This window comes from Pseudomonas lurida (assembly GCF_002563895.1).
Lineage (GTDB): Bacteria > Pseudomonadota > Gammaproteobacteria > Pseudomonadales > Pseudomonadaceae > Aquipseudomonas > Aquipseudomonas lurida.
Genome location: NZ_PDJB01000001.1, coordinates 2,997,315 through 3,020,502, shown reverse-complemented (window position 1 = coordinate 3,020,502; position 23,188 = coordinate 2,997,315). Strand labels below are relative to the sequence as shown.

Below are 23,188 nucleotides of genomic sequence, written 5' to 3'. Positions count from 1 at the left end.
TTCGAAGGTGTTGCCCAGCCTGCAGCATGGCTTACACAGCCACCAGCATCATTGATGGCGGGAATAACTCATGCAACCGCCCACCAACGGGGCAACAACTGACGTACCCGCGCCTCGCCGAAACGGTCGTCGATCAACACCACCACGCCACGGTCCTGCTGGCTGCGGATCACCCTGCCCGCGGCCTGCACCACTTTCTGCAGGCCGGGGTACAGGTAGGTGTAGTCATAGCCCGCGCCGAAGATAGCGCCCATGCGCAGTTTCATCTGCTCGTTGACCGGGTTGAGTTGGGGCAACCCTAGCGTGGCGATGAAGGCGCCGATCAAGCGGGCGCCGGGCAGGTCGATGCCTTCGCCAAAGGCGCCGCCGAGCACGGCAAAACCGATGCCCTGGCTGTGTTCGGTGAATTGGTCGAGGAACGCCTGGCGCTCGGCCTCGGCCATGCCACGCGACTGCTGCCACAGGGTGATGTGCGGATGCCGCTCGGCCAGCAGTTGCGCCACCTGCTGCAGGTAATCAAAGCTTGAGAAAAATGCCAGGTAATTGCCAGGCTGCTGCGTGTACTGGCGGGCGATCAGCTCAACGATGGGTGCCAGCGAGGCGTGGCGATGGACAAAACGCGTGGAGATTTCAGCGACGATACGCACCTGCAATTGCTCGGCCTTGAACGGCGACTCCACATCGACCCACGCCGTGTCAGCCGGCAAGCCCAGCAGGTCGGCGTAGTAATGCCGCGGGCTCAGGGTCGCGGAGAACAACACGCTGCTGCGGGCCGCGGTCAACCGTGGGCGGAGAAACTCAGCGGGCACCACGTTGCGCAGGCACAGGGTAGAACTGCTGCGTTTGCCGCTGAGCTGGCGCTTGCTGATGTCGAAAATGAAGTGTTCGTTGAACAGCTCGGCGACCTTGGCAAATTGCAGCACGTCAAAATAGAAGGTTTGCAGGTCGCCACTGAGCGCGTCGGGATGGTCATTGAAATACTCGCCCATGCTACTGGCACACATGCTCAGGGCCAGCAGCAGTTTTTCCGGTCGCACGGCATAGGCCTGGTACGGCGCAAGTTGGTCCTTGTGCAGCGCGTTCCACTCACGGTTGAGGCGCTGCAAGGGTTTCTTCAAGGGCTCGGGCGCGGTGTCACGCAGGGTCTTGAGGTGGTACTGGTCCAGGCTGGCGCTGTACATGGAGCGGGCGCGCTCGACCAGGTTGTGCGCCTCGTCCACCAGCACGGCCGCGCGCCACTGGTTGAGCTGTGCCAGGCCGAACAGCATGGCGCCAAAGTCGAAATAGTAGTTGTAGTCGGCGACCACCAGGTCGGCCCAGCGCGCCATTTCCTGGCTCAGGTAATAGGGGCAGACGTCATGGGCCAGCGCCACCTCGCGCAGGTTGCGCTGGTCCAGCAGGCGCACCTTCGACGCGGCGATACGCGCAGCGGGCAACCGGTCGTAGAAGCCCTTGGCCAAGGGGCAGGAATCGCCGTGACAGGCTTTGTCCAAGTGTTCGCAGGCTTTGTCTCGCGCCACCAGCTCCAGCACGCGCAGAGGCAGGTGGGGACTGCTGGCATACAGCACTTGGGCGGCATCCAGGGCGAGCTTGCGGCCGGGCGTCTTGGCGGTGAGGAAAAACAGCTTGTCCAGTTGCTGGGGCGCCAGGGCCTTGAGCAAAGGGAAAATCGTGCCGATGGTCTTGCCGATGCCCGTCGGTGCCTGGGCCATCAAGCAGCGGCCAGTACTGACGGCCTTGTACACCGATTCGGCAAGGGAACGCTGGCCGGCACGGAAACCGATATGGGGGAACACCAGGCTTTGCGCGGCGCTGTTGCGCGCTTCACGGTGCGCCATTTCCTGTTGGGCCCAACCGAGGAACAGTGCGCATTGCTGGTTGAAGAACGGTTCCAGCTCGGTGGCTTGAAAGCGTTGGTTGAGCACCGTTTCGCCTTCGCCGACGATATCGAAGTACACCAGCGCCAGGTCGATCTCAGGCAGGCCAAGCTTCTGGCACATCAACCAGCCATAGACTTTGACCTGGGCCCAATGCAATTGCCGGTGGTTGGTGGGCTGCGCATCAAGGTCGCCGCGATAGGTTTTCACTTCTTCCAGGCGGTTGGCGTCCGGGTCGTAGCCGTCTGCCCTGCCCCGCACCTTGAGTTGCTGGTACTCACCTTCGAGTGCCACTTCATTCTGGTAGTGCTGGCTGCGCCGCGAGGCGACGGTGCGGTGGCCGACAATGCCTTCCTGGGCGCTGGGCGACGGCGTGAAGCGCAGGTCCAGGTCACCGACCTTGGCCGTGAACTCACACAGTGCACGCACGGCAACGCTGTAGCTCAAGCGGACGCTGCCCAGCGCACATAGCAGACCGTCACCGGCATCTGGTATTCGCCGCAGAACTCCAGCCAGCGCAACTGGTTGTCCTGAAGCCGGTCGCCGGGGCCCTTGACCTCGATCATGCGGTACGTCTTTTGCGCGGGCCAGAACTGGATCAGGTCCGGCATGCCGGCACGGTTGGCGCGGATGTCCAGCAGCAGCCGCTCGAACCAGTAGCGCAGGTGTTCAGCGGGCAGGCAGGCCAGGGCCTGTTCCAGCAGCTCTTCGCTGAGCAGGTGCCAGAACACGAAGGGCGACTGGATGCCCCACTTTTCGGCATAGCGTTGGCGAATGGTGGTCTTGTAGCGCTCGTCCTGCAGTTGCTCGAAGCAGGCGGCGAACAGCGGTGCGCGGCGCAGGTGGAAGTCTTCGCTGTGCAAATCCGCAGGCCCGCGCTGGAACGGGTGGAAAAACGAACCTGGCAGCGGCGCGAAGATCACGTCCCAGCACAGCAGGCCGAACAACGAGTTGATCAAGCCGTTCTCAACGTAGTGCACCGGCCCATCGGGCTCGCTCAGATGTGCCTGCACGCAATACTCCACCGACATCGACGGCTCCGGTAACGCGAGGGCCAGGTCCAGGCGCGTGACGGGCCGTGGCTTGACCTTGGGCAATGCCGGCTCCCCGAGTTTGCGTCGCAGGCGTGGCACCACACGCAGCAAGTGCTGCTGTTCGGCGGCGCTCTCCGGGGCCTGCTGGGCGATATTCGCCAGGGCCATGGCGTGTACGTAGTCCTCCTGGCGCTCCAGCACACGGATCAGCCGCGAGCGAGCACCGGGATAGGCGCAGGTGCGATAAATGCGTTGCGCCAGTGCCAATTCGGCCGTGCGCTCGCAATATTGACCCACCTGGAATAACAGCTTGGCGCGGCGCTTTTCCAACCAGGGGTTATCCGTTTCCAACGTTGCGACCTGTGCCAGTACTTCCTCCAGCGCATCACCGGCTTCAAAGGCCTGCTGGCACTGGTGCAGGAACAAAAACCCATGCACGTCGTCACGGCTGCGCAGGCCACGGGATTCGGCGCAGAACTCGACTTTTTCATAGGTGTAGATGCCCAGGTCAGCCAGGACGAACTCGGACCAGTCCTGATGCAGGTTGCCAAAGAACATCAGGCGCAGGCGATCACACAGCGCCATCACCGTGAGGCTGTACAACGTGTCGGCAAGGTCGGGGCACCAGTTGGCAAAGCAGCGGCTGTCGGTAAAGTGCGCCGACAACCCTTCCAGCCAGTCGGCTTTCTTGCCTTTGGGCTGGTCGATCCAAGGCTTGAACGCAGCGAGGATTTCGCCTTTTTGCAGCAAGGCGAACAGTTCTTCAAAAGCCAGCAGGCATTCGTCGTCAACCCATCCCAGTGCAAGCAATGGCCCGACCGCCGCGTGGGTGCAACCTATCTCGCCGTAATTGAGCTTGCCCGCTCGAAAATGCACGCCCTTACGCATCACCATGCGCACCAATAGCGCCTGGGACGCTTGCGGCAACCTGTCAAATTGCTGAATGAAATGCTGTTCGTCCGCGTCGAGCAGATCCGCATAGCGTTGCCCCAGCCATTGCAGGACCTGGCGGAAGTTGTGCAGGTAATAGAGCGGTTCTTCGAGGGGATTGGCCATGGCGCGCAGCGATCAAATACTGGTTATGCATACAGAGTGCCGTCGCAAATGCCAGGTTGCAATCGGTAACAGATAAATGGCGCCTGCAACTTTTTGCATAAAAGTGATCAGATGGGGAAGTCGATGGCGTAACATTTGTCGCCCACGGCGTCTGGCGTGGGACTTTTCAAGGTTAAGGTAAGGGTTATGAACATGAAGAATTTGGGTCTGCCACTGGTTGTACTCACTTTTCTGGTAGTGGCCGGTTGCACGACGCAAACCGTAGTGACACTGCAAAACGGCACACAATATTTGACCAAGGACACCCCAAAAACCAAGACCGCCGACGGTTTCTATGAATTCACCGACATCGCCGGCAAGCGTGTACGGGTCAAGGCTGACGACGTCGCCACCGTACGCAAGGAAGACTAAGCAACACCGCCAATCAAATGTGGGAGCGGGCAAGCCCGCTCCCACAGGGTTAAGCGCAACCCAGCCCTAGCCGATCAGCACCTCTCCCAACCCGCCGCTCACCCCTACCAGCGTCACCGAGTCCCCACCAACACTGATTATCGTATCCCCGCCGTGCTCACGGTAATCCACGTCCCCCTCCACCCCTTTGAACACCAGCTTATCCGTTGGCTGATACCCAATCACCCGGTCCTGGCCAAAATGCCCGCTGAACAAAAAGGTGTTATGCCCACTGTTATCGCGGATCGTGTCGTTACCCTTGCCACCCTCGATAAAGTCAGCGCCCTTCCCTCCTTGGATCAAGTCATTGCCGTCACTGCCTATGATGAAGGTATTGCCCTTGTGCGGCTCGGCGTTGCGGTTGAGGTCCTGCACCCACGTGTTGGCCCGCGCCGGGTCGGACAGGTTGGCGACGATCACCGTGGCGTCACGGGTCATCTGCTCGTAGAACCCGGACTCGAGAATGCGCGTCATGCCATCGCCATAGCCGGTGGGCAGGTGCGATATCCACGTCGGCAGGTTGACGATGGAAAACGGCAGCACATTCCACAACGTCGAGGCGTAGTGGTCGTTGAAGCTGACGATGTTGTCGGTGGTCGATTCATGGGGTTTGTCATGCACACCCAAGGACGGCAGGTTGAACGACGAGCCGTCCAGCGCACGGAACACCGGGTCGTTCTCGTAGCCGACATTGAGCACCTTGTCGCCGGCACTTTGGGTCGGCGATGCGTAGGCTACATAGTTGGCGTCCGTGTAGAAGCCTCCCCACTTGTTAGCACTCAAGTCCGCCATGCTGTTGACGGCCAAGCCGCCCAGGCTGTGCCCGCTGACCACCACATCCTTGCCGCTCAAGCCGTGGGCGCTGGCGTAGTCGGCGATACTCTTGAGCAAGCCGCCAAAGGCTTCACCGGTGTAGTTCTTCGCGTAGTCCTTGGGCCCCAGCGCCGCGAGCAGATCGCTGACCACATCACCGATGGAGTCGCTGATCAGGGTTTCCCGAGGCCCGGAGGTGCCGCGAAAGCCGATGCCGATTTCCAGCAGCTTGCCGGCGTCATCGTACTTGCCCAGCACCTCGACCTGGGCCGTGGTGTAGCCCGCCTTCTCGCCGAAGAACGTACCCCGTGCATCGACCTTGCCACCGTAGCCCAGGGCACTCGCGCTGATCGGCGTCCAACCGGCCTTTTGCACCGCGTCCAACGCGGCTTTTTCCGAATCCGGGTTCCAGGGAATGCCCGGGATCACTCCCTGGGAATCCGTGCTGCCCAGCAGCGCGCCGACCAGCGTGGCCGGTAAGCCGACGCCCAGGCCATGGTGCTGGTAACCCACGGCAAACCCGTTATCCAGGTTGTGGTAGGTATACAGCGTGATCGCCATTGCATCGGCGAACAACGCTTTGGAGCCCTCGGTGCCGAGGTTCTTGTAGTCAAAAACACCCATGGTATTGCCTCTCTTATTGTTGTTGTCAAAAACCAACGTCAACGCCCAAACGCCTCATCCACCTTGGCCAAATCGGTATCCCGCAGGTTGCCGGCGTAGTAGTGCAACTTGGTCCAGGCCATCAGGTAGTCGTACCGCGCCTGGGCCAGGTCGCGACGGGTGCTGTAGAGCTGCTGCTCGGCGTTCAGTGCATCGAGGTTGACCCGCTCGCCGCCGAGGATGCTTTGCTTGGTCGACACCACCAGTGCCTCGGCCGACACCAGCGCCTTCTGATACGCCCTCAACTTGCTCACCCCGGACAGACAGGCGCTGAACTGCCGACGCAGTTCGATCAGGGTTTCGCGGGTCTTGCCCTCAAGCTCGTACTCGGCCTGCTCCATGGCGCGGCTGGCCTGGCGAGTCGACGCCGAGATACCGCCACCGGCGTACAGCGGCAGGCTGACTTCGACGCCAATGGTGTTGGTGTCATAGCGCTGGTTGTAGGTGTTGCCGCTGTCGGACTCCTGCTGGCGCGAGCTGGCATACGCCGTGACCTTGGGCAAATGCCCGGCGCGGTTGCGCTCCACCTCATAACGCGCCACTTCCAGGGCCTGGCGTTGGGACGCCAGCGTGGGGTTGTTGCTGATCGCCAGTTCATGCCAGGTGTCATAGCTGGCTGGGGTCAGGGTGAACGCGGCAAAGCCTTGGTTCAGCGGCGCCAGGTCATCGATGTTGACGCTCTGCACGCCAATCAACGCGCCGAGTTCGCGCAAGGACGCGTCCTGCTCGTCCAACGCCTGGATCTCTTCAGCAGTGGCCAGCTCGTAACGTGACTCGGCTTCCAGGATGTCCGTACGAGTGCCCTCGCCCTGCTGGAACAGGTGGCGGTTTTGCTGGAACTGCTGCTCGAAAGCCCGCTTCTTGGCACGGGCGATATCGATCTGGTCCTGGGCAAACAGCGCCTGGGTGTAGTAGGTCAGCACGCGCACCAGCAGCGCCTGGCTCTTGTCGCGAAAGCTTTCATCGGCAAATAGCGCCTGGGCCACGCCCTTGCGGTAGTTGGCATAGGCCTCGTAGTCGAACAGCGGCTGTTGCAGGCTGAAGGTGGAGCCGTAGCTGTTGTAGTTGCGGTCGTCGTGATAATTGCCACCGCGCCCGTCCGGCAACGTGGCCTGGGAGTTGTTGCGGCCCTTGTTGTAGTTGTAGGACAGCTTGGGCAGCAGGCCGGCGCGGCCGATGGCACGGTTTTCCAGGCCGGCGTCGCGCTCCTTGATGGCACCGAGGAATACCGGATCGTTACGCAAGGCCTGCTCGTAGACATCGAACGGGCCCATGGCGGCCTGGGCCGTGGTGCCGGTCAACAACAAGGCGATAAACACGTACTTCATGTCTATTCCTCGGTCAGCGCGGAGCCGGCGCGGTCGAGCAGCGGCTTGAACAGGTAGTTGAGCAGCGAGCGCTCGCCGGTGCGCACGAACATCTCGGCGGGCATGCCTGGCTTGATCACCAGCCCATGGAGTTTTTCCAGTGCCGCGTCGCTGACAGTGGTGCGCAGCACGTAATAGGGCGCACCGGTCTTTTCATCGAGCATCTGGTCGGCGGAAATCAGGCTGACTTCCCCCGGCACTCGGGGGGTGCGGCTTTGGTTGAAGGCGGTGAAGAGGATATCGACCGGCAGGTGCGTGCCGACTTTGTCCACCAGGTGCACCGGCAAGTGCCCTTCCACCTCCAGGCGCGTGTCCTGGGGCACGATTTCCAGCAGGGTTTCACCGGCACGCACCACGGCGCCCTCGGTGTGCACGCCGAGATTGACCGCGATGCCATCCGCCGGCGCGTTGATTTCGCTGTGTTGCAGGTCAAACCCGGCCGAAGTGAGTTGCTGTTCCAGGGTCAGGCTGCGCAATTGCGCGTCGGCCAGCTGGCTGCGCACTTCCTTTTGGTATTCCTCGCTGTGCTGCTGCAATTTCAGGCGCGATTCGAGGATGCCCTGCTCCACGCGGCCACTTTCACCGCTGTTCTGCGCGAGATCCTGTTGCACCTGCGACAACTGCCGCTGGTATTCCATCAAGCGGTTGCGCGGGATGTAGCCGTTGTCGGCCAAGGGTTGCAAGTTGCTCAGCTGGTCGCGCAGGGATTGCGCCTGGGCGGTCAGGTCACTGCGGGCGCGGCGCATGCCACCCAGTTGCGCCGTGGCGCCGTCGATGTTGGCGCGGATACCGGCCTGCTCGCGGGCAAAGGCTTCGCGACGGCTGCTGAACAACTGGCGCTGGCCTTCCAGCACCAGCGCCAGGGCCGGGTCGGGGTTGGCACTCAACTCAGCGGGAAAGCGGATGCTGGCGTGGTTGTCGCGCTCGCTCTGCCAGCGCGCCACGCTGGCCCAGGCCATACGGTACTGGGCTTGCAGGGACTGCACGTCCGCCTGGTGCTGGGTCTGGTCGAGCCGAAACAGCGGCTGGCCTTGCTTCACCCGTTCGCCCTCCTTCACCAGGATCCGGGTGACCACACCGGGGCTGAGCGTTTGCACCGCCTTGCGCTTGCCGGACACCACCACCGTGCCCTGGACCGGAATGCCCTGGTCCAATGGCGCCAGGCTGGCCCAGAGGAAAAATCCGCCGGCACCGACCAGCGTCAGCAGCCAGCCCATGCGGGCGAAAAAGGTGGCGTCGCGTTGTTCAAAAGTGATGCTGCTCATGCGCCTGGGTTCCTTGCGGCCGGGTACTGACGACTGAAACTCACGCCGGGTTTCTCCTTCGGCGCTTCCTGCTGGCCGGACAATGCCCGCAGCACTTCCTGGCTGGGCCCGAACGCCTGCAGATGCCCCTCGCTGAGCACCAGCAACTTGTCGGCCTGGGCCAGCGCCGACGACCGATGGGTCACCAGCACCACACTGCTGCCCTGGGCTTTCATCTGCACAATGGCGCTGGCCAGGGCGGCCTCGCCGACGGTGTCGAGGTTGGAGTTGGGCTCATCCAGCACGATCAGGCGCGGCCCGCCGTACAGGGCCCGTGCCAATGCCACCCGTTGTTTCTGGCCACCGGACAGGCCGCCACCGTTGTCTCCCAGCACCGTGTCGTAGCCCTGGGGCAAGCGCAGGATCAGTTCATGCACGCCGGCCTGCTGCGCGGCGCGCACAACCTGCTCGGGGTCGGCCGCGCGAAAGCGCGCGATGTTGTCGGCAATGCTGCCACTGAACAGCTCGATGTCCTGGGGCAAATAACCAATGTGCGGGCCAAGGTCGTCGCGGTCCCAGCGGTGAATGTCTGCGCCATCCAGGCGCACGGTGCCGGCCAGCGTTGGCCATACTCCCACCAGCACACGGGCCAGGGTCGATTTGCCGGAGCCCGACGCCCCAAGAACGCCAAGCACTTCACCCGCGCCCAGGTTGAAACTGACCTGGTGCAAGGTCGCCACGCGCCGTCCGGGTGGGCCGGCACTGACCTGTTCGAAACTGACCTGGCCCTTGGGCGCCGGCAGTTTCATCTGCTCGACCTCCGGGGGAAACTCGCGCAGCAAGTCATCCAGGCGTTGATAGGCCAGCTTGGCCGAACTCCATTGCTTCCACACTGCAATCAACTGGTCGATGGGGCTGAGCACCCGGCCCATGAGGATAGAGCCGGCGATCATCATCCCGGCAGTCATATCGCCTCGGATCACCAGCAAGGCGCCTAGGCCAAGCACCAGCGATTGCAGGCACAGGCGCAGGGATTTGCTCAGGGAAGTCATCACCGAGCCGGTATCGCTGGCCTTGTTCTGCAGGCCAAGGAACTGCGAATGCACGGCAAACCAGCGGCTGCGCAGCGCGCCGAGCATGCCCATGGCCTGGATGGTCTCGGCGTTGTGCAAGTGGCTGGTGGCCAATTGCGTGGATTGCTGGGAGTAACCGCTGGCTTCGCCCAGCGGCTTTTTGGTCAGGTACTCATTCAGGCATGCCAGGCCGATCAGCAGCACGGCACCGGCCGTGGCCAATACGCCCAGCCACACGTTGAACAGGAAAATCACAAACAGGTAGATGGGAAACCAAGGCGCATCGAAAAACGCGAACAGCGCAGGTCCGGTGATGAACTGGCGGATATGGGTCAAATCGCCCAGGGACTGCCCGGCATGCCCCTGACCACGCTGCAGGTTGCGTTCGAACGCCGCCTTGTACACGCGCAAGTTGAAGCGTCGCTCCAATTGGCTGCCAATACGGATCACGATAAAACTACGGATGACCTCCAACAGGCCAATAAATGCAAAGAAGCCCACGACCATCAACGTCAACATCACCAGGGTGGTTTCGTTCTGGGAGGACAGCACACGGTCATACACTTGCAGCATGTAAATCGACGGCACCAGCATCAGCAGGTTAATCAATGCGGTGAAACAGCCCACACTGATCAAAATACGCTTGTATTCACCCAGCGCCTTGAATAACGGCGCGACGGCATGGGACTTCGCCATGGTTTCTGATCTTCCCTGAAGCAAATTGCGCGCAATAGTCGACCCAGCCCCTCACAACAGGGTGGTCAACTAATGACATCAAGTTATTAGCTTATAACGGCAACTAAGGTGTGCGTTGCAATACCACTTCAAGGCCGGTCGGTGTGCGACCTTTATATTCGCCTTCTTTCTGCCGATTGAGGTGGGTAATCCCGCTGCCTTCGGCATTCATCAGCCATATACCATCCGGCGTTGGCGTCCAGGTCAGGGGCTTGTCCCCCAGCCATTGCGCGACACACGCCACATCACCGCCCAAGGCATTGGCCTGCTCCAGCAAGTCCAGGGCGCACACCTGGTCCTGCTGGTGCAATTGCCAATGCCCGGCCAACTGGGCGGTGGTGGGTAATACAAGACTGCTCGCCATTGCGTGGGCTCCTGCCGACACGAACATCACCTGCAATACGCAAGTGACTAGATTGAAAAAACGCTGCATCTTCACGCTCCAGCCGTAAAGCGCGGCGCCGAAGCGCCGCGCCCGTGCATTACGCCACGATGTCGCTGACCGCAGCCTGGCCGACGGTGGTGACGAGGAAATCCGCCACGCCGTGACCGGAGAAGTCCACTGCCAGGGTGCCCAGGTTGGTACCTGCGGCATAGGTCAGTACAGCATCGCCGGCATGCCCGGTGAAGGCATTGACGAAGGTCAGGCCTGCGCCTTTGGTAATGCCCGACAGGTCGATCTTGTCCGAACCCGAGGTAAAGTCAAAGATCTTGTCCGCCGCCCCAGGCTTGGAGTCGGAACTGGCACCGAACACAAAGGTGTCACTGCCCGCGCCGCCCCACAGTTGGTCCGCTCCGCCGCCGCCGTAGATGAGGTCGTTGCCGGCCCCGCCCTTGATGACGTTGGCCGCGTTGTTACCAATGATCAAGTCATTGCCCGCGCCGCCGAAGGCGTTCTCGATGGTCACGCCCTTGGCGATGGACACGTTGCCCACCAGGCCGCCCACGTCGGAGAACGACGCTTCATTGAGGTTGATCTTCTGGTTCTGGGTGAAGCCGGAGAAGTCCAGGGTGTCGTTGCCACCACCGTCCCATACCGAGAACACCAGCTTGTCGGCATTGGATGTGGCACTGAGGAAATCACGCCCGGTGTTGGAGTTGAACCCGTAGGTGGTGTCGCCGGCGCGGGTGTTGTAGTTGGCACCGTAGAGCTTCTGGATCGCCGCAATATCGTCGATCAGCGGGCCGGACGCGTAGGCCTCGACTCCGCCTTTACTGAAGTTCTGGTTGGTGTTGCTCTCGCTCCAGTAGCTCATCAGGCTGTAGCCGCGCGTGTCCTGTCCATAGGTCGCGTCGTTGTAGGTCGGGTTGCCATTCCCGGCGTTGTAGTCGCCAGGGTGAGCCAGGCCCAGGGTATGGCCGATTTCGTGGGTCAGGGTCTGCCGGCCGTAGTTGTTCAGGTCCGGGGTCTTGTTCGGCGTGTAGCTGTTGTTGGTCAGGTACCACGAGGTGCCGTCGTAGCCTGCGCCGGTGCCGGGCAGGTAGGCGAAGGCTGCCGCGCCGTCCTGGCCGCTGCTGTAGTTGCCGAACGTCATGTGGCCGTCACCGCCGCTGGCTTTCTCGGTGAAGGTGACGTTGGCCACGTCCGCCCAGGATTGCATGGCCAGTACGGCCTGTGCTTTTTGCTGTGCGTTGAACTGGCTGAAGCCCGCGATGCCATGTTTGTTCATGGTGCTCGAGGAGGCCGAAGTCAGGAAGGTGTAGGTCAGGTCGATCTTGCCGTTACCGTCAAAGTCCCGGTACGCGGCGCCGTCGCGCAGCAGCTGGGTGGCCGCCTGGTCAACGGTATAGGAGGGTTTGCCATTGATCGTGAGGTTGCCGCCACGGTCATACAGATGGCTGAAGCTATCGATTTGCGAGTAAGCGGTGCTGGCTTGCGCCGCCGACACGATAGCCTTGTCTTTTACTTTTGACATAAACGTACTTCCTTGTTTGCAAGTGCATCAGTCTTTGATCGATAGGAACCCCGCGGGCGAGATCGTCCTATCACTCGCCTCTTTTGAAGGCGTAAGAAAACTGACACAACTTGAAATCTTTCGTCTACATCTTTTCCTGCACTAAAACTCCCCGAACACTCAACTCAAGGAAGTATCAATCAATGTTTGTTGGGCAGCGCCGTGTTTGTCCGACAAAAAAACCGCCCCGTTATTTAAATATTAAATAGTCCTAACGTTTGTGCATGTGTTCGGCGCCGTTAGTTATTGGATCCATTATATTGACAGGGTGTCATTGGCAACATTAAACAGCCATTACTTGTAATAATAAGTTCGGCTGGCCCCTATTACCGGGACACATGCCAACCCGCCTCGCTTAATGCCGACAATAACGTGTCACCCGTGAGGCCGGGCACCAGAACACCTTGATCGGTGAGCATGTCCTCCCCCGCCAGGATCGCATTGATGATTGCCTCTTCCACCGCCTCCGCCGCGGCACTGAATAGCGGCGAGATGTGGTCGTTGTTGACCATCTGCAATGCAGTGCTGAAGGGTAGATGCTTGCGCCCGTAGTCTGCGGGCGGCAAATCCTGGTTGCCGGTGGCAAAAGCCAGGAACAGATCACCGCTGGAGTCCTCGGTACCGCCGCCGGTACGGGCGATGCCGATCGATGCGCGTTGCGCCAGCCGCTGGCATTGGTGTGGCAACAGCGGCGCGTCGGTGGCGAGGATCACCACGATCGAGCCCATGCCCGGCGTGCCTTGCTCGGCAAACGGCGACGGGATCTCCATCAAGTGGCGCCCCACCGGGTAGCCATCCACCCGCAGTTCCTGGCGCTTGCCGTGGTTGGCCTGCACCAGCACGCCGACGGTCCACCCGCCCTGCTCCGCTGGCAAGCGCCGCGAGGCCGTGCCGATGCCGCCCTTGAACTCATGGCAGATCATGCCAGTACCACCGCCCACAGCGCCTTCCTGCACCGGGCCGGTTTCGGCGTTGCCCACGGCTTCGCGCACATGTTCCGGGCCGACATGCTGGCCCCAGATATCATTGAGCAGGCCGTCATAGGTTTCCATCACCACCGGCATGCACCAGTACACGGCGGGGTCTGCCAGACGCTCGCGCTCCAGCGCGATCAGGCTGTCGCGCACCACACCGATGCTGTGGGTGTTGGTGATGGCCAGCGGCGTGGTCAGCAACCCCGCCTCGTTGATCCATTCAAGACCGGTGGCGTCCCCGTTGCCATTGAGCACGTGGTACCCGGCAAAGCACGGTTGCTGGCGGGCTTCCCCGGCACGTGGCTGGATCACACTGACACCGGTGCGCACGTGCTTGCCCTCATGCTGCGTCTTGAGCGTACTGTGACCGACCCGAACGCCGGGCACATCGGTGATGGCGTTCCATTCACCGGGTGTGCCCAGCCCCAATGTGATGCCCAATTGACGTGCGCGCATAACCACTCCTTACAATTTCTGGAAGACCGGACTCGACCGGCCACTGATGCAATACAGAATCACCGACAGGGCCAGCAGGCCGATGATGACCATGATGTCCCGCACCGAGGCGGCGGCCACCAGGGTCACCAACAGATAGCCGGCGCCCAGTACCGCGAGCAATGCCGGCAGTGGCCACAACGGCATGCGATAGGGATGCTCGCGATCGCGCAGCAACACTCGGCTCATCAACGCGCTCAAGGCCACCACCAGGTACACCAGCATGATCAGCAGCACGCTGAACGAGGTGAGGTCGGCCAGGTTGGAACTGAAACTCAGCAGCGCCGAAGGAATCGCCAGGAACAGCGTAGCCAACCACGGCGAATCCCAGCGCGGATGAATGCGGGTGAACAGCTGGTTGATGCTCGGTGTCCACAGCGCATCGCGCCCACTGCTGAATACCACGCGGCCGATCTGGATCACGATGGCCACAATCGCGTTGAACACCGACAGGAAGATCCCGGCGCTGACCAGCCGCGACAACGTTTCATTGCCGTGGCTGCTCAACAGGTAACCGATAGGGTCCGGGCTGCTGATCATCGCACTCAGGGAGGGCGCGCCGATCAACAGCGCGGTAATCGGCACCAGTTCGATGATCACCACCAGGCCCAGGGACCACAGCACTGCCTTGTGCACGCCCTTGCCGCCGCATTTCATGTCTTCAGCCAGCAAAACCGCCGGGCCATAGCCGTTGTAGGAAAACAGGCCGACCCCCACCGCGCCGATCACCAGTGCCCAGGGTGCGAGATGCAGCACGCCGTTTTCGACGATTTGCGGCTGGAACAGCACGCTGGCCGGCTGCACCGGGTTGCCGAAGCCGATCACCACGATCACCAGCAATGCCGCCACTTCCAGCAGCAGGCAGGTGCCGGTGATCCAGGCGTTGAGTTTGATATTGAGGATGCCCAGCGCGTAACTGCACACCACGATCACCAGTGCGACGGTCTGGGCGTCGAACGTCGTGCCGAGGGCGTTATTGAGGTAGGTCGCCGCGCCCGTCGCCAGTACCGGCGGGATAAACAGCAACATGACCAGCACCGTCAGGAACGTCGCATAGCCCGCCATGCCACCGAACACTCGCTTGGCATACACATACTCTCCGCCGGCGCTGTTGTGGGCACGCCCCAGTTCGGCGTAGCAAAAGGCAAACATCAGCGCGAGCAAACCGGCCATTACAAACGCCAGGAACACGCCGCTGCCGGCCTGCTGGATGGCAAACGGCGCAATCACGAACACGGAACTGGCCGGTGTCACCGCCGACACGGTAATAGCCACCACATCGAAGACGCTCAGGGTGGGTTTCAGCACGCCGTTGGGCGCAGGGGAAGTGCTCATATCGTTATCCTCTGTCGTTGTTCTTGGTGTGAGGCAGAAACGAAAAGTCTGAGAGGCACGGGATATGTTTCCCGCTGAATGATGACGAAGATAAACATTGGGTTTATGTCAGCCAATTCCCCTATTGGCGTACTCCCCTTGACGCCACCGGGCAAAAGCCGAACCCTTGGCCAATCTTTTGTTGGCGGGAGCCTGACACATGAGCCTGTTTCGGGAGGTCGGGATGCACGCCGGCCTGGGCCGCACCGTCACGTACATCGGTACCGAGCGTTTCTGGAAACAGCTCGTGCTGTTGCTGCACCAGTGCCTGCCCTTCGATAACGCCCTGGCGATCTACTACCCCTTGGAAGGCGCGCCCCAGGCCCTGGAAGAATACGACGCCCAGCCCAGCAGCAAGCCGGCGTCGATGCTGGCGTACCTCAATGGGTTGTATTTGCTCGACCCGTTTTACCAAGCCTGCCGCGAGGGGTATGCCAGCGGTGTGTACCGCCTGGAGGAAGTGGCCCCGGACCATTTTCGCCAGAGTGAGTACTTCCTCAGCTACTTCCACGACAACGTGCTGGAAGACGAGGTGCAATTCATTCTGCAATTGCCCGGCGCGGGGACCTTGTCGCTGTCATTGGGCATGCAGCGGCGCTTCAGCCTCGAGGAGACGGGATTGATGACGACCATGTCGGCCTGGGTATTGCCCCTGATGCAGCAGCACTGGCAGCAAAGCACCCGGCGTGCGCCGGCGATGGACAGCCAGATCAGGGATGCCCTGAGTCAGTTCGGCTGCGGCGTGCTCTCGGACCGCGAGCTGGAAATCGCCCGCCTGGTGCTGCGCGGGTTCTCATCCAAGGCCATGGCCGAACGCCTGAACATTTCGCCGGACACGGTGAAAGTGCACCGTCGGCATTTGTACGCGAAGCTGGATATCTCGTCACAACCGGAGCTGTTTTCGTTGTTTATCCAGTCGTTGGGGCATGACCTGGAGCATCCTTGACCCTCTAGAAGCCCGGCCTGCCGGCGATGGCGCCGGTGAGATGGCCATCGCCGGCAAGCCGGGCTCCTACCGTGCCTGCGTTGACCTCAGCGCCCGGTCCGGATGGTGTTCCACACCCGCGTGCGCACCCGGTCGACGTTCAGCGGCATCGCTTCGAGTGCGAACAGCTTGCCCATCATCTCGGGGCTCGGGTAGATCTTGGTGTCGGCCTTGATCGCAGGGTCCACCAGGCTGTCGGCGGCTTCGTTACCGTTGGCGTAGTGCACGTAGTTGGTGATGCTGGCCATCACTTGCGGGCTCAACAGGTAATTCATGAACGCGTAGCCGGCTTTTTCGTTGGGGGCATCGGCGGGCATGGCGACCATGTCGAACCAGATCGCAGCGCCTTCCTTGGGAATGTTGTAGCCGATGTTCACGCCGTTCTTGGCCTCCTTGGCACGGCTTTCAGCCTGCAGGATGTCGCCAGAGAAACCGACTGCCACGCAGATATCGCCGTTGGCCAGGTCCGCGGTGTACTTCGAGGAATGGAAGTACGCCACATAAGGCCGCACCTTCATCATCAGGTCTTGCGCTTTCTTGTAGTCCTCGGGCTTCTTGCTGTGGTGCGGCAAGCCCAGGTAGTTGAGCGCAGCGGGCAGCAGCTCCGGACCATTATCCAGAATCGCCACCCCGCATTTCTGCAGCTTGGCCATGTTTTCCGGCTTGAAGATCAGGTCCCAGGAGTCGACCGGTGCGTTGTCGCCCAGTACCGCCTTGACCTTGTCGATGTTGTAGCCGATGCCGGTGCTGCCCCACAGGTACGGAAAGCCATGGGCATTGCCCGGGTCATTGTTTTCCAGGGCCTTGAGCAACACCGGGTTGAGGTTCTTCCAGTTGGGCAACTGGCTCTTGTCGAGCTTCTTCAACGCGCCGCCCTGGATCTGCCGGGCCATGAAATGGTTGGACGGGAACACCACGTCGTAGCCGGATTTACCGGTCATCAACTTGCCGTCGAGGGTTTCATTGCTGTCGTACACGTCGTAGGTGAAACCGATGCCGGTTTCTTTCTGGAAGTTCTTGGTGGTGTCAGGCGCGATGTAGTCCGACCAGTTGTAGATTTTCACCGTCTCGGCGGCCTGGCCGATAGAGGCCACCAACATCAAGGGCAACAGGGCAATGGCTTTCATGGTTCGATTTCCTGGCGGTTTTAGGGCTGTTTTTATGGCAGGCGATCAAGGATCAAAGCGTTACAGGATCAATACGTAGGTCTTGCGCACGGTTTCCTGGATGTCCCAGATGCCGGTGCTGTTGGCCGGCAACATCAGTGCATCACCGGCTTGTATGTGGACGATTTCTCCGTTGTCAGGGGTGAAGGTGCAGCGGCCCTGAATGAAGTGGCAGAACTCCTGGGATTTGATCTGTCGACGCCAAACGCCTGGGGTGCATTCCCAGATGCCGGTTTCGACGCCATCGTTGCGCTCGACGCTCAGGGTCGAGGCCACGGCAATGGGCTCGCCCAGCGGCACAGCAACGGGCGACGAGTCAGGTAGGTGAGCGTTCAGCGTGTCTTTGAATTGCGTGATGCTCATGGGATTTTCCCGTGTGAGTGAAACGTCTTAGTGCATGAAACCTTCCATGAACCCGGCCACGCCGGTCGCCAGCTTGCGGCGCCAAGGGGCGGTGTTGGGGTTGGCCAACACCTGGTCTTCATGGACGAAACTGCGAATGATCGCGTTGTAGCCCAGCCAGCGGCAGGGTTCGGGCTCCCAGGGCTTGAGCGCGTCCAGGCCGCGTTCGCGGATCACCCAGGGTTGATGGGTCAACGGCGTGTCGCGGCCCAGGATCAGGTCGGCCAGGGTGCGGCCGCCCAAGTTGGTCGCGCCGACGCCCTCCCCGCCGTATCCCCCGGACAGCGCGATGCCAGTCTTGTGATCGCAGAGCATGTGCGGGCGGAAATTGCGCGACATGCCGAGGTTGCCGCCCCAGGAATGGGTAATCCTCACGCTCTTTAGCTGTGGGAAAAGCTCACCGAACAGGTAGCGACGCAGCTCCACTTCGCTGTCGGTCAAATCGAAGTCATGGCGCAGCTTGCCGGCAAACTGGTAACCGCCGCGCGCACCGAACACCAGTCGGTTATCCGCCGTACGCTGCCCGTAAGTGACCTGGCGGCTGCTTTCACCAAAGGCTTGGCCATGGCTCAGGCCGATGTCGTCCCAGGTGCTGGCCGGCAACGGCTCGGTGGCGACGATCAGGCTCTGCACCGGCAATTGGTAGCGGCCCAGCAGTGGCAAGGTATTGGCGTAGCCCTCCACTGCCGGCACCACCCAGGCTGCCCGGACGCTGGCCTTGGCAGTGCGCAGGCTACCGGATTGCCAGTGGGTAACCGGGCTGTTTTCGTAGATTGCCACGCCCATGCGCTCCACCACCCGCGCTAGGCCACGCACCAGCTTGGCTGGGTGGATGGTTGCAACGTGCGGCGCATAAATGCCGCCATAGGGCCTGGCGATGCGGATCTGCTCGGCCAATTGCTGCGGGCCAAGCCAACGGTAGTCGGCTTCGGTCAGGCCCTGGGCGTAGAGTTTGTCGAGGTAGCGGCGCAGGCTGCCCTCCTGCTCGGGGTAGCGCGCCGCGCAGTACAAGGCGCCACCCTTGCGGTAGTCGCAGTCGATGCCTTCACGCGCCAGCACCTGGGCGACTTCGTCAGGGATGGCGTGCAGCAGGTCAAAGGAGGCGCGGCGCTGCTCGGGGGCCAGGCCGGCGAGCAAGCGGTCCTCACCCAGCAGGTTGCCCATCAGCCAGCCGCCGTTGCGACCCGACGCGCCAAAGCCGGCGGTTTGCGCTTCGATGATCGCGATCTTCAGCTCGGGGGCTTGGCGTTTCAGGTAGTAAGCGGTCCACAGCCCGGTGTAACCGGCGCCGATAATGGCCACGTTGACGTCCAGGTCATGCTCCAGGGCCGGCCGCGCGTGCAGCGGGTCGTCCAACTGGTCCATCCATAAACTGATGGTGCGCCATGCCGGCATGCCAGGTTCCCCCACCTCGTTTCGATAGGGTCGATCCTAGGGCGCGCCGTCATGGGTTGTCTTGCGCGCGTGCACGCAGGGAAATTTGTTTGACATAGGCCTTGGGCGACTGGCCCGTGTGCTGGCGGAACGCGCTGTAGAACGCCGACAACGAGTTGAAACCTGCGGCAAACGCCAGGTCGTCGATCTTTAACGGCGGCACGGCCTTATCCAGGGCGGCCAACAAATGCTGGAGCCGTGCCTGGTTCACATAGCGATAGAAGCTCTGGCCCAGTACCTGGTTGAGCAGGTAGGAAATCTGGTTGCGGCTGTAGCCACATTCCTTGGAAACCCGTTGCAGGTCCAGCTCCGGGTCCAGGTAAGGTTGCTTGCATTCGAAATACTGCTGCAGGTCATTGGCCATGTGCCCCAATTGCTGGGGCGACACGCCCAGGCGGCTGACCGAAGGCCGCGCGGCCTGGGCGGGTTGTTCATGCACTAGGGAGGCGTATTCGTTGACGCGCCAGATCAACCCGTCGCGTACCGTGATGGCCTCGCTGGTGCGGAACGACACCAGGCCCTGGCCGCCACGCAAGGTGATGCGGTACTGGATGAATGCGGTATTGCCATCGGCGCGGATACGGTCGCTGTGCTCGATCGCCTCGTCGGCCTCGCGCGGCATGCTGGCTTGCAGGTAGTCACGCAAGTCGGCGAACCCAATGACACGGTTCTGGAAAAAGTCGTGGTACTGGATGTCCGGATGGTAGTAGGACATCACGCCCTCCAGGTCCCGGTGGCGCCAGCACAGGTGGTGGCGCAGTACCAGCTCGCGTGTGGCCTGGGATTGCTGGGCATCATCGGCGGGGGCGATGTCGGGCATGAATGGCTCTGGGGCGGGTAAACCTTGGAGATTGCCGAATTTTGCCAAGGTCTTCAATGGCCAAATGGACCTTCTGACTAATGGCCTTTTGCCTGAATCCGGGTAAGAGATGACCCACGTCAACTTAAGTGAAGACAACCGCCGAACGGAACCAAAAAATTCACCTTGGGGTTGCGAACGAATGCTACTTTTAAGCTCTCAGACGCCACGACCAGTGAAGGTCATGGCCCCCCTACCGCGAGCTAAAGGAAGCGCTCAATGACCAAGGTGGGCAACATGAACAAAGTGACGTTCCCCAACGCCTGCCAGCTGATGCGCTGGCATTTTCATCCGATGGGCTTCGAGGGCAGCATGGACGCCCCTGGCAGTATGATCGCGCGCCTGTTCGACCGCGCCAGCGGCGAGACACTGATAGCTATCGCCGGCATCCCCTGCGCTACCGTGATGAATGCAGCCGATGTGGAGCGGATTATCGAGGCGGTGGAGGATGAGTTGGAGTCGTTCGTACCGCCGCTTTCCTTGCGGGCCTGACTCAACTTCTCCATGGAAACAGAGTGAAAAGGTGGGAGCGGGCTCCCTCGCGAATGCGTAGTTTCAGCCAGCACATGTGGGGCTGAACCCTGGTAGTCGCGAGCAAGGCCGCTCCCACATCAGTTCCGGCGCCCCATCAGTTGCGCTGGTCGTCAAAGAAGGCTTTCCTGCCATCGACCCGCTCCGACGCCTTCGGCACATTCACCGCCTGGCCTTCGGGCTTTTCCACATACCAGTAGCAATGGCTCACTGCGCGGGTAATGCCCACGTAGGCCAGGCGCAGCACTTCGTCCTTTTGCGCATTATCGTAAGGCTCGCTGTCGCCATCCTTACCCAGGCCTGCCATGCGATACACCTGGTTCTTGTAGGGAGAGCGGGTCACGTGCTGGCAATCCCCAAGCAGGAACACTGCGTCGGCTTGCAGCCCCTTGGCACTGTGATAGGTCAGTTGCTTCAACCTGCGCGCCTGGGGCGGCAAGTTAGAGTCTACATTAACTACCGAGCGAATATTCTCTTGAATCAATAACTTATCGCTGCTTTTTCGATACAACATCAACACCGATTCACCGCGTTGATAATGCTCCAGCAGTTGCCGCCCCAACGCTGCGTCGTCGCGCTCCAGGACTTTGACGGGCACCAAATCCTTATGCGTGCCACTGGCCTTGGCCTTCTTGCCTGGAATCGCCGGCGCCGCACGCACGATGTGCTCGGCGGCATCGATGATGTGCTGGTGGCTGCGGTAGTTCTCACCCAGCATTACGCGCGTGGTGGCAGGTGACGGGAATTCCTTGTTGAACTCCATGAAGTACTTGGGCGAACTCCCGCGCCAGCCATAGATGGATTGCCAGTCATCCCCCACGCACAACAGCGATGAGTGCTGTGCACCGCGCCCGACATGCATCGCCGGGCCACGGCTGCGGATCTCGCGCAGGCTGGCGCGGATCCACGAGACGATTTGCGGTGAAACGTCCTGGAATTCATCGATCATCAAGTGCGAAAGCGGCCGCAACAACGGATCACTGAGCAGCTTGAGATTTTCCGGGGTGTTTTCGCCGAACAGCGAGAACATGCGGTTGTAGGTCATGATCGGTGGCGACTGGTCCAGCAGGTGATCTTCCAGGGCTTTCCAGAAGATGCTCAGGGCTTCGAAGAAGAAACGGTCCGGGTCATCCTTGGCAAAGCTCATCTGCCCAACCGCGGTGGGCACGTCCAGCCCGAGGTTTTCGATAAACCCGGCGGCCATCACGAAGCTGTCCAGCAACGGCGCCGAGGCCAACTCGCCCTTGACCTTATAATCAAAGCCCGGCCCGGCCGCGGCATCACCCGCCAAACTGCTTAAAAGCCGCTTCGAAGAATCGTAACTATCAAGCCATATCAATGGCTTACGGCAGAAAGCTTGAAACAACGTGCGCTTTACCGCCCATTCCGCACGCACCGACAGTTTCGCGTTGGGCCGGCTGATCTGGGCGTTTTCCCGCGAATCGAAGCCCAGCACCACCCAGGCGTCCAGCTCGGGTATATAGCCATGACAGTGAAACTGCGCGCCGTTGATCTCCAATGCCTGGCGACTGGGCTCAATGCCCTTGATCGGCCAGGCGCCGGCCCGGAACCACAGGTCCTCGATCACATCGCAGAGTTCTTCATCGCGCTTGGCCGCCAGCTCAGTCACGGCGACGCGTTTTTGCACCTCGGGGTGATCACGCTCCAGTTCCTTGAGCTGCAGGCCATGGCGTGCCAGCGGCGCAATCAACTCACGAAAGCGTGGGTGCTGCCCGTGCAACCGGTGATAACAGGCATTCATCTGCTGGCGCTGGGCATCGTTGATACGCAAGTCGAAGGGGTTGCTGTCAGCGTCTTCAAAGCCCGCATTCAGGTTCTCGAACGCTTGCAGGCGCTCAAAGCCTGGCAGGCTGCGAACCATGGGCAGGATGCGCGAGTGAAAGGTACGCACCACGGCCTGTGCTTCTTTCATGCCAAGGGGTTGGCCCCACAGGCTGAGAATTTCCATGAGCTTGTTGATGAAGTCTTTGCGCGACTCGCGGGTGAAGGTCACCACCGTCATCGAGCTGAGCTCGAAGCCCAGGTAATGGGTGAGCAACAAGATACGCAACACCAACGATGTGGATTTGCCCGCCCCGGCCCCCGCGATCACTGAGGTAGAAGGCGTATCGCTGAAGATCATCTTCCACTGCGCCGCGCTGGGCTGGGCGTGGGCCGGCAGCAAACGCGCAACGTCCGCCTTGATGCGCTTCTTCAAGTCGGCGGTGAGCGGCAGGCGCCAATCATCGAACAGGCTGTCATCCACCCCCGGTGCACGATGCTCATCCGGGCGATAGTCACGAATCAGCAACACCTGGCGGCCTTCCTCAAGGCCATCGGCCTTGCCCTCGCGATAGCCGTATTCCACGCCCGCCTCGTGCCCGCTGCGGAAACCATCAGCCTGCCCGTGCAACCAGGAAAACCGGTGCTGGGCGCGCAGGCGGGTCAGGCCATGGCCAAACAGACGCGCAGCGAGGCGCTTCAATAACGGCATGTCAGCCAGGGGGCGCAGTTCGGGGGGAAGATCAGGCTTTTGTTGCGACACGCGGACTCCTGCGATGGGCGGGTTCTTACAAGGGCACCATGGTCGCCGGAATCGACGTTCAGTTCCAGCCAATTGCTTTGCTGTCATGCAGTTAGGCGCTGAACTGAAAGTCAAAACGCCACTAACCAATCTAATCGACTGATAGGAATCAGGCAC

General features: G+C 61.2%; 18 protein-coding genes. 3 read left to right on the top strand and 15 right to left on the bottom strand.

Annotated features, from left to right (window positions below; all coding sequences use genetic code 11):
• Positions 1-68: 68 nt before the first annotated feature.
• Positions 69-2,324 carry an ATP-dependent DNA helicase gene (locus tag ATH90_RS13505; RefSeq protein WP_098466491.1) on the bottom strand — a complete coding sequence of 752 codons (2,256 nt, stop codon included), beginning with the start codon at positions 2,322-2,324 and terminating at the stop codon, positions 69-71.
• The gene (locus ATH90_RS13500) at positions 2,321-3,967 is read right to left on the bottom strand and encodes a VRR-NUC domain-containing protein (RefSeq protein ID WP_098466490.1); all 1,647 of its coding nucleotides are present in this window, start codon (positions 3,965-3,967) and stop codon (positions 2,321-2,323) included. The genes ATH90_RS13505 and ATH90_RS13500 overlap by 4 nt, the downstream gene beginning before the upstream one ends.
• Before the next feature lie 186 nt (positions 3,968-4,153).
• Between ATH90_RS13500 and ATH90_RS13495 the strand changes: the two genes are divergently transcribed.
• Positions 4,154-4,378: a YgdI/YgdR family lipoprotein gene (locus tag ATH90_RS13495; protein ID WP_034105378.1), complete on the top strand. Its 225-nt coding sequence runs from the start codon at positions 4,154-4,156 to the stop codon at positions 4,376-4,378.
• A 66-nt stretch (positions 4,379-4,444) separates the two neighbouring features.
• Here ATH90_RS13495 and ATH90_RS13490 read toward each other — a convergent pair whose 3' ends face one another.
• The 8 genes from ATH90_RS13490 to ATH90_RS13455 all read right to left on the bottom strand — a co-directional run bounded on the left by ATH90_RS13490 (position 4,445) and on the right by ATH90_RS13455 (position 15,071).
• Positions 4,445-5,854, bottom strand: a complete 1,410-nt coding sequence (locus ATH90_RS13490; protein ID WP_098466489.1) for a polyurethane esterase — start codon at positions 5,852-5,854, stop codon at positions 4,445-4,447.
• A 38-nt stretch (positions 5,855-5,892) separates the two neighbouring features.
• Positions 5,893-7,221: a TolC family outer membrane protein gene (locus tag ATH90_RS13485; protein ID WP_098466488.1), complete on the bottom strand. Its 1,329-nt coding sequence runs from the start codon at positions 7,219-7,221 to the stop codon at positions 5,893-5,895.
• 2 nt (positions 7,222-7,223) lie between these two features.
• A complete protein-coding gene (locus ATH90_RS13480) occupies positions 7,224-8,525 on the bottom strand; it encodes an HlyD family type I secretion periplasmic adaptor subunit (protein WP_069023846.1) in 1,302 nt (433 codons plus the stop codon).
• Complete coding sequence (locus ATH90_RS13475; protein ID WP_034105386.1) at positions 8,522-10,273, bottom strand: type I secretion system permease/ATPase; 1,752 nt, start codon at positions 10,271-10,273, stop codon at positions 8,522-8,524. The genes ATH90_RS13480 and ATH90_RS13475 overlap by 4 nt, the downstream gene beginning before the upstream one ends.
• A 103-nt stretch (positions 10,274-10,376) precedes the next feature.
• Positions 10,377-10,745, bottom strand: coding sequence for an AprI/Inh family metalloprotease inhibitor (locus tag ATH90_RS13470; RefSeq protein WP_098466487.1), 369 nt, complete (start codon positions 10,743-10,745; stop codon positions 10,377-10,379).
• A gap of 49 nt (positions 10,746-10,794) precedes the next feature.
• Positions 10,795-12,228 carry a serralysin family metalloprotease gene (locus tag ATH90_RS13465; protein WP_034105390.1) on the bottom strand — a complete coding sequence of 478 codons (1,434 nt, stop codon included), beginning with the start codon at positions 12,226-12,228 and terminating at the stop codon, positions 10,795-10,797.
• 365 nt (positions 12,229-12,593) lie between these two features.
• Complete coding sequence (locus ATH90_RS13460) at positions 12,594-13,697, bottom strand: DmpA family aminopeptidase (RefSeq protein WP_098466486.1); 1,104 nt, start codon at positions 13,695-13,697, stop codon at positions 12,594-12,596.
• Positions 13,698-13,706: 9 nt separating this feature from the next.
• The gene (locus ATH90_RS13455) at positions 13,707-15,071 is read right to left on the bottom strand and encodes an APC family permease (protein ID WP_098466485.1); all 1,365 of its coding nucleotides are present in this window, start codon (positions 15,069-15,071) and stop codon (positions 13,707-13,709) included.
• Between the two features lie 199 nt (positions 15,072-15,270).
• On the opposite strand from ATH90_RS13455, the gene ATH90_RS13450 reads away from it, so the two are divergent.
• Positions 15,271-16,056: a helix-turn-helix transcriptional regulator gene (locus ATH90_RS13450; RefSeq protein WP_098466484.1), complete on the top strand. Its 786-nt coding sequence runs from the start codon at positions 15,271-15,273 to the stop codon at positions 16,054-16,056.
• Between the two features lie 86 nt (positions 16,057-16,142).
• Here ATH90_RS13450 and ATH90_RS13445 read toward each other — a convergent pair whose 3' ends face one another.
• From ATH90_RS13445 to ATH90_RS13430, 4 genes are read right to left on the bottom strand one after another with little or no spacing between them, the layout of a single operon-like run.
• On the bottom strand, positions 16,143-17,222 hold the full coding sequence (locus ATH90_RS13445) for a polyamine ABC transporter substrate-binding protein (RefSeq protein ID WP_034105397.1): 1,080 nt from the start codon (positions 17,220-17,222) through the stop codon (positions 16,143-16,145).
• A gap of 60 nt (positions 17,223-17,282) precedes the next feature.
• Complete coding sequence (locus ATH90_RS13440; RefSeq protein ID WP_016975816.1) at positions 17,283-17,624, bottom strand: cupin domain-containing protein; 342 nt, start codon at positions 17,622-17,624, stop codon at positions 17,283-17,285.
• 27 nt (positions 17,625-17,651) lie between these two features.
• On the bottom strand, positions 17,652-19,058 hold the full coding sequence (locus tag ATH90_RS13435; protein WP_034105401.1) for an NAD(P)/FAD-dependent oxidoreductase: 1,407 nt from the start codon (positions 19,056-19,058) through the stop codon (positions 17,652-17,654).
• A gap of 49 nt (positions 19,059-19,107) precedes the next feature.
• A complete protein-coding gene (locus ATH90_RS13430; protein WP_098466483.1) occupies positions 19,108-19,917 on the bottom strand; it encodes a helix-turn-helix transcriptional regulator in 810 nt (269 codons plus the stop codon).
• 258 nt (positions 19,918-20,175) lie between these two features.
• Between ATH90_RS13430 and ATH90_RS13425 the strand changes: the two genes are divergently transcribed.
• Positions 20,176-20,448, top strand: a complete 273-nt coding sequence (locus tag ATH90_RS13425) for a DUF1652 domain-containing protein (RefSeq protein ID WP_034105405.1) — start codon at positions 20,176-20,178, stop codon at positions 20,446-20,448.
• A gap of 136 nt (positions 20,449-20,584) precedes the next feature.
• Here the strand turns inward: ATH90_RS13425 and ATH90_RS13420 are convergent, their stop codons facing one another.
• A complete protein-coding gene (locus ATH90_RS13420; RefSeq protein ID WP_098466482.1) occupies positions 20,585-23,032 on the bottom strand; it encodes a UvrD-helicase domain-containing protein in 2,448 nt (815 codons plus the stop codon).
• Positions 23,033-23,188 lie beyond the last annotated feature (156 nt).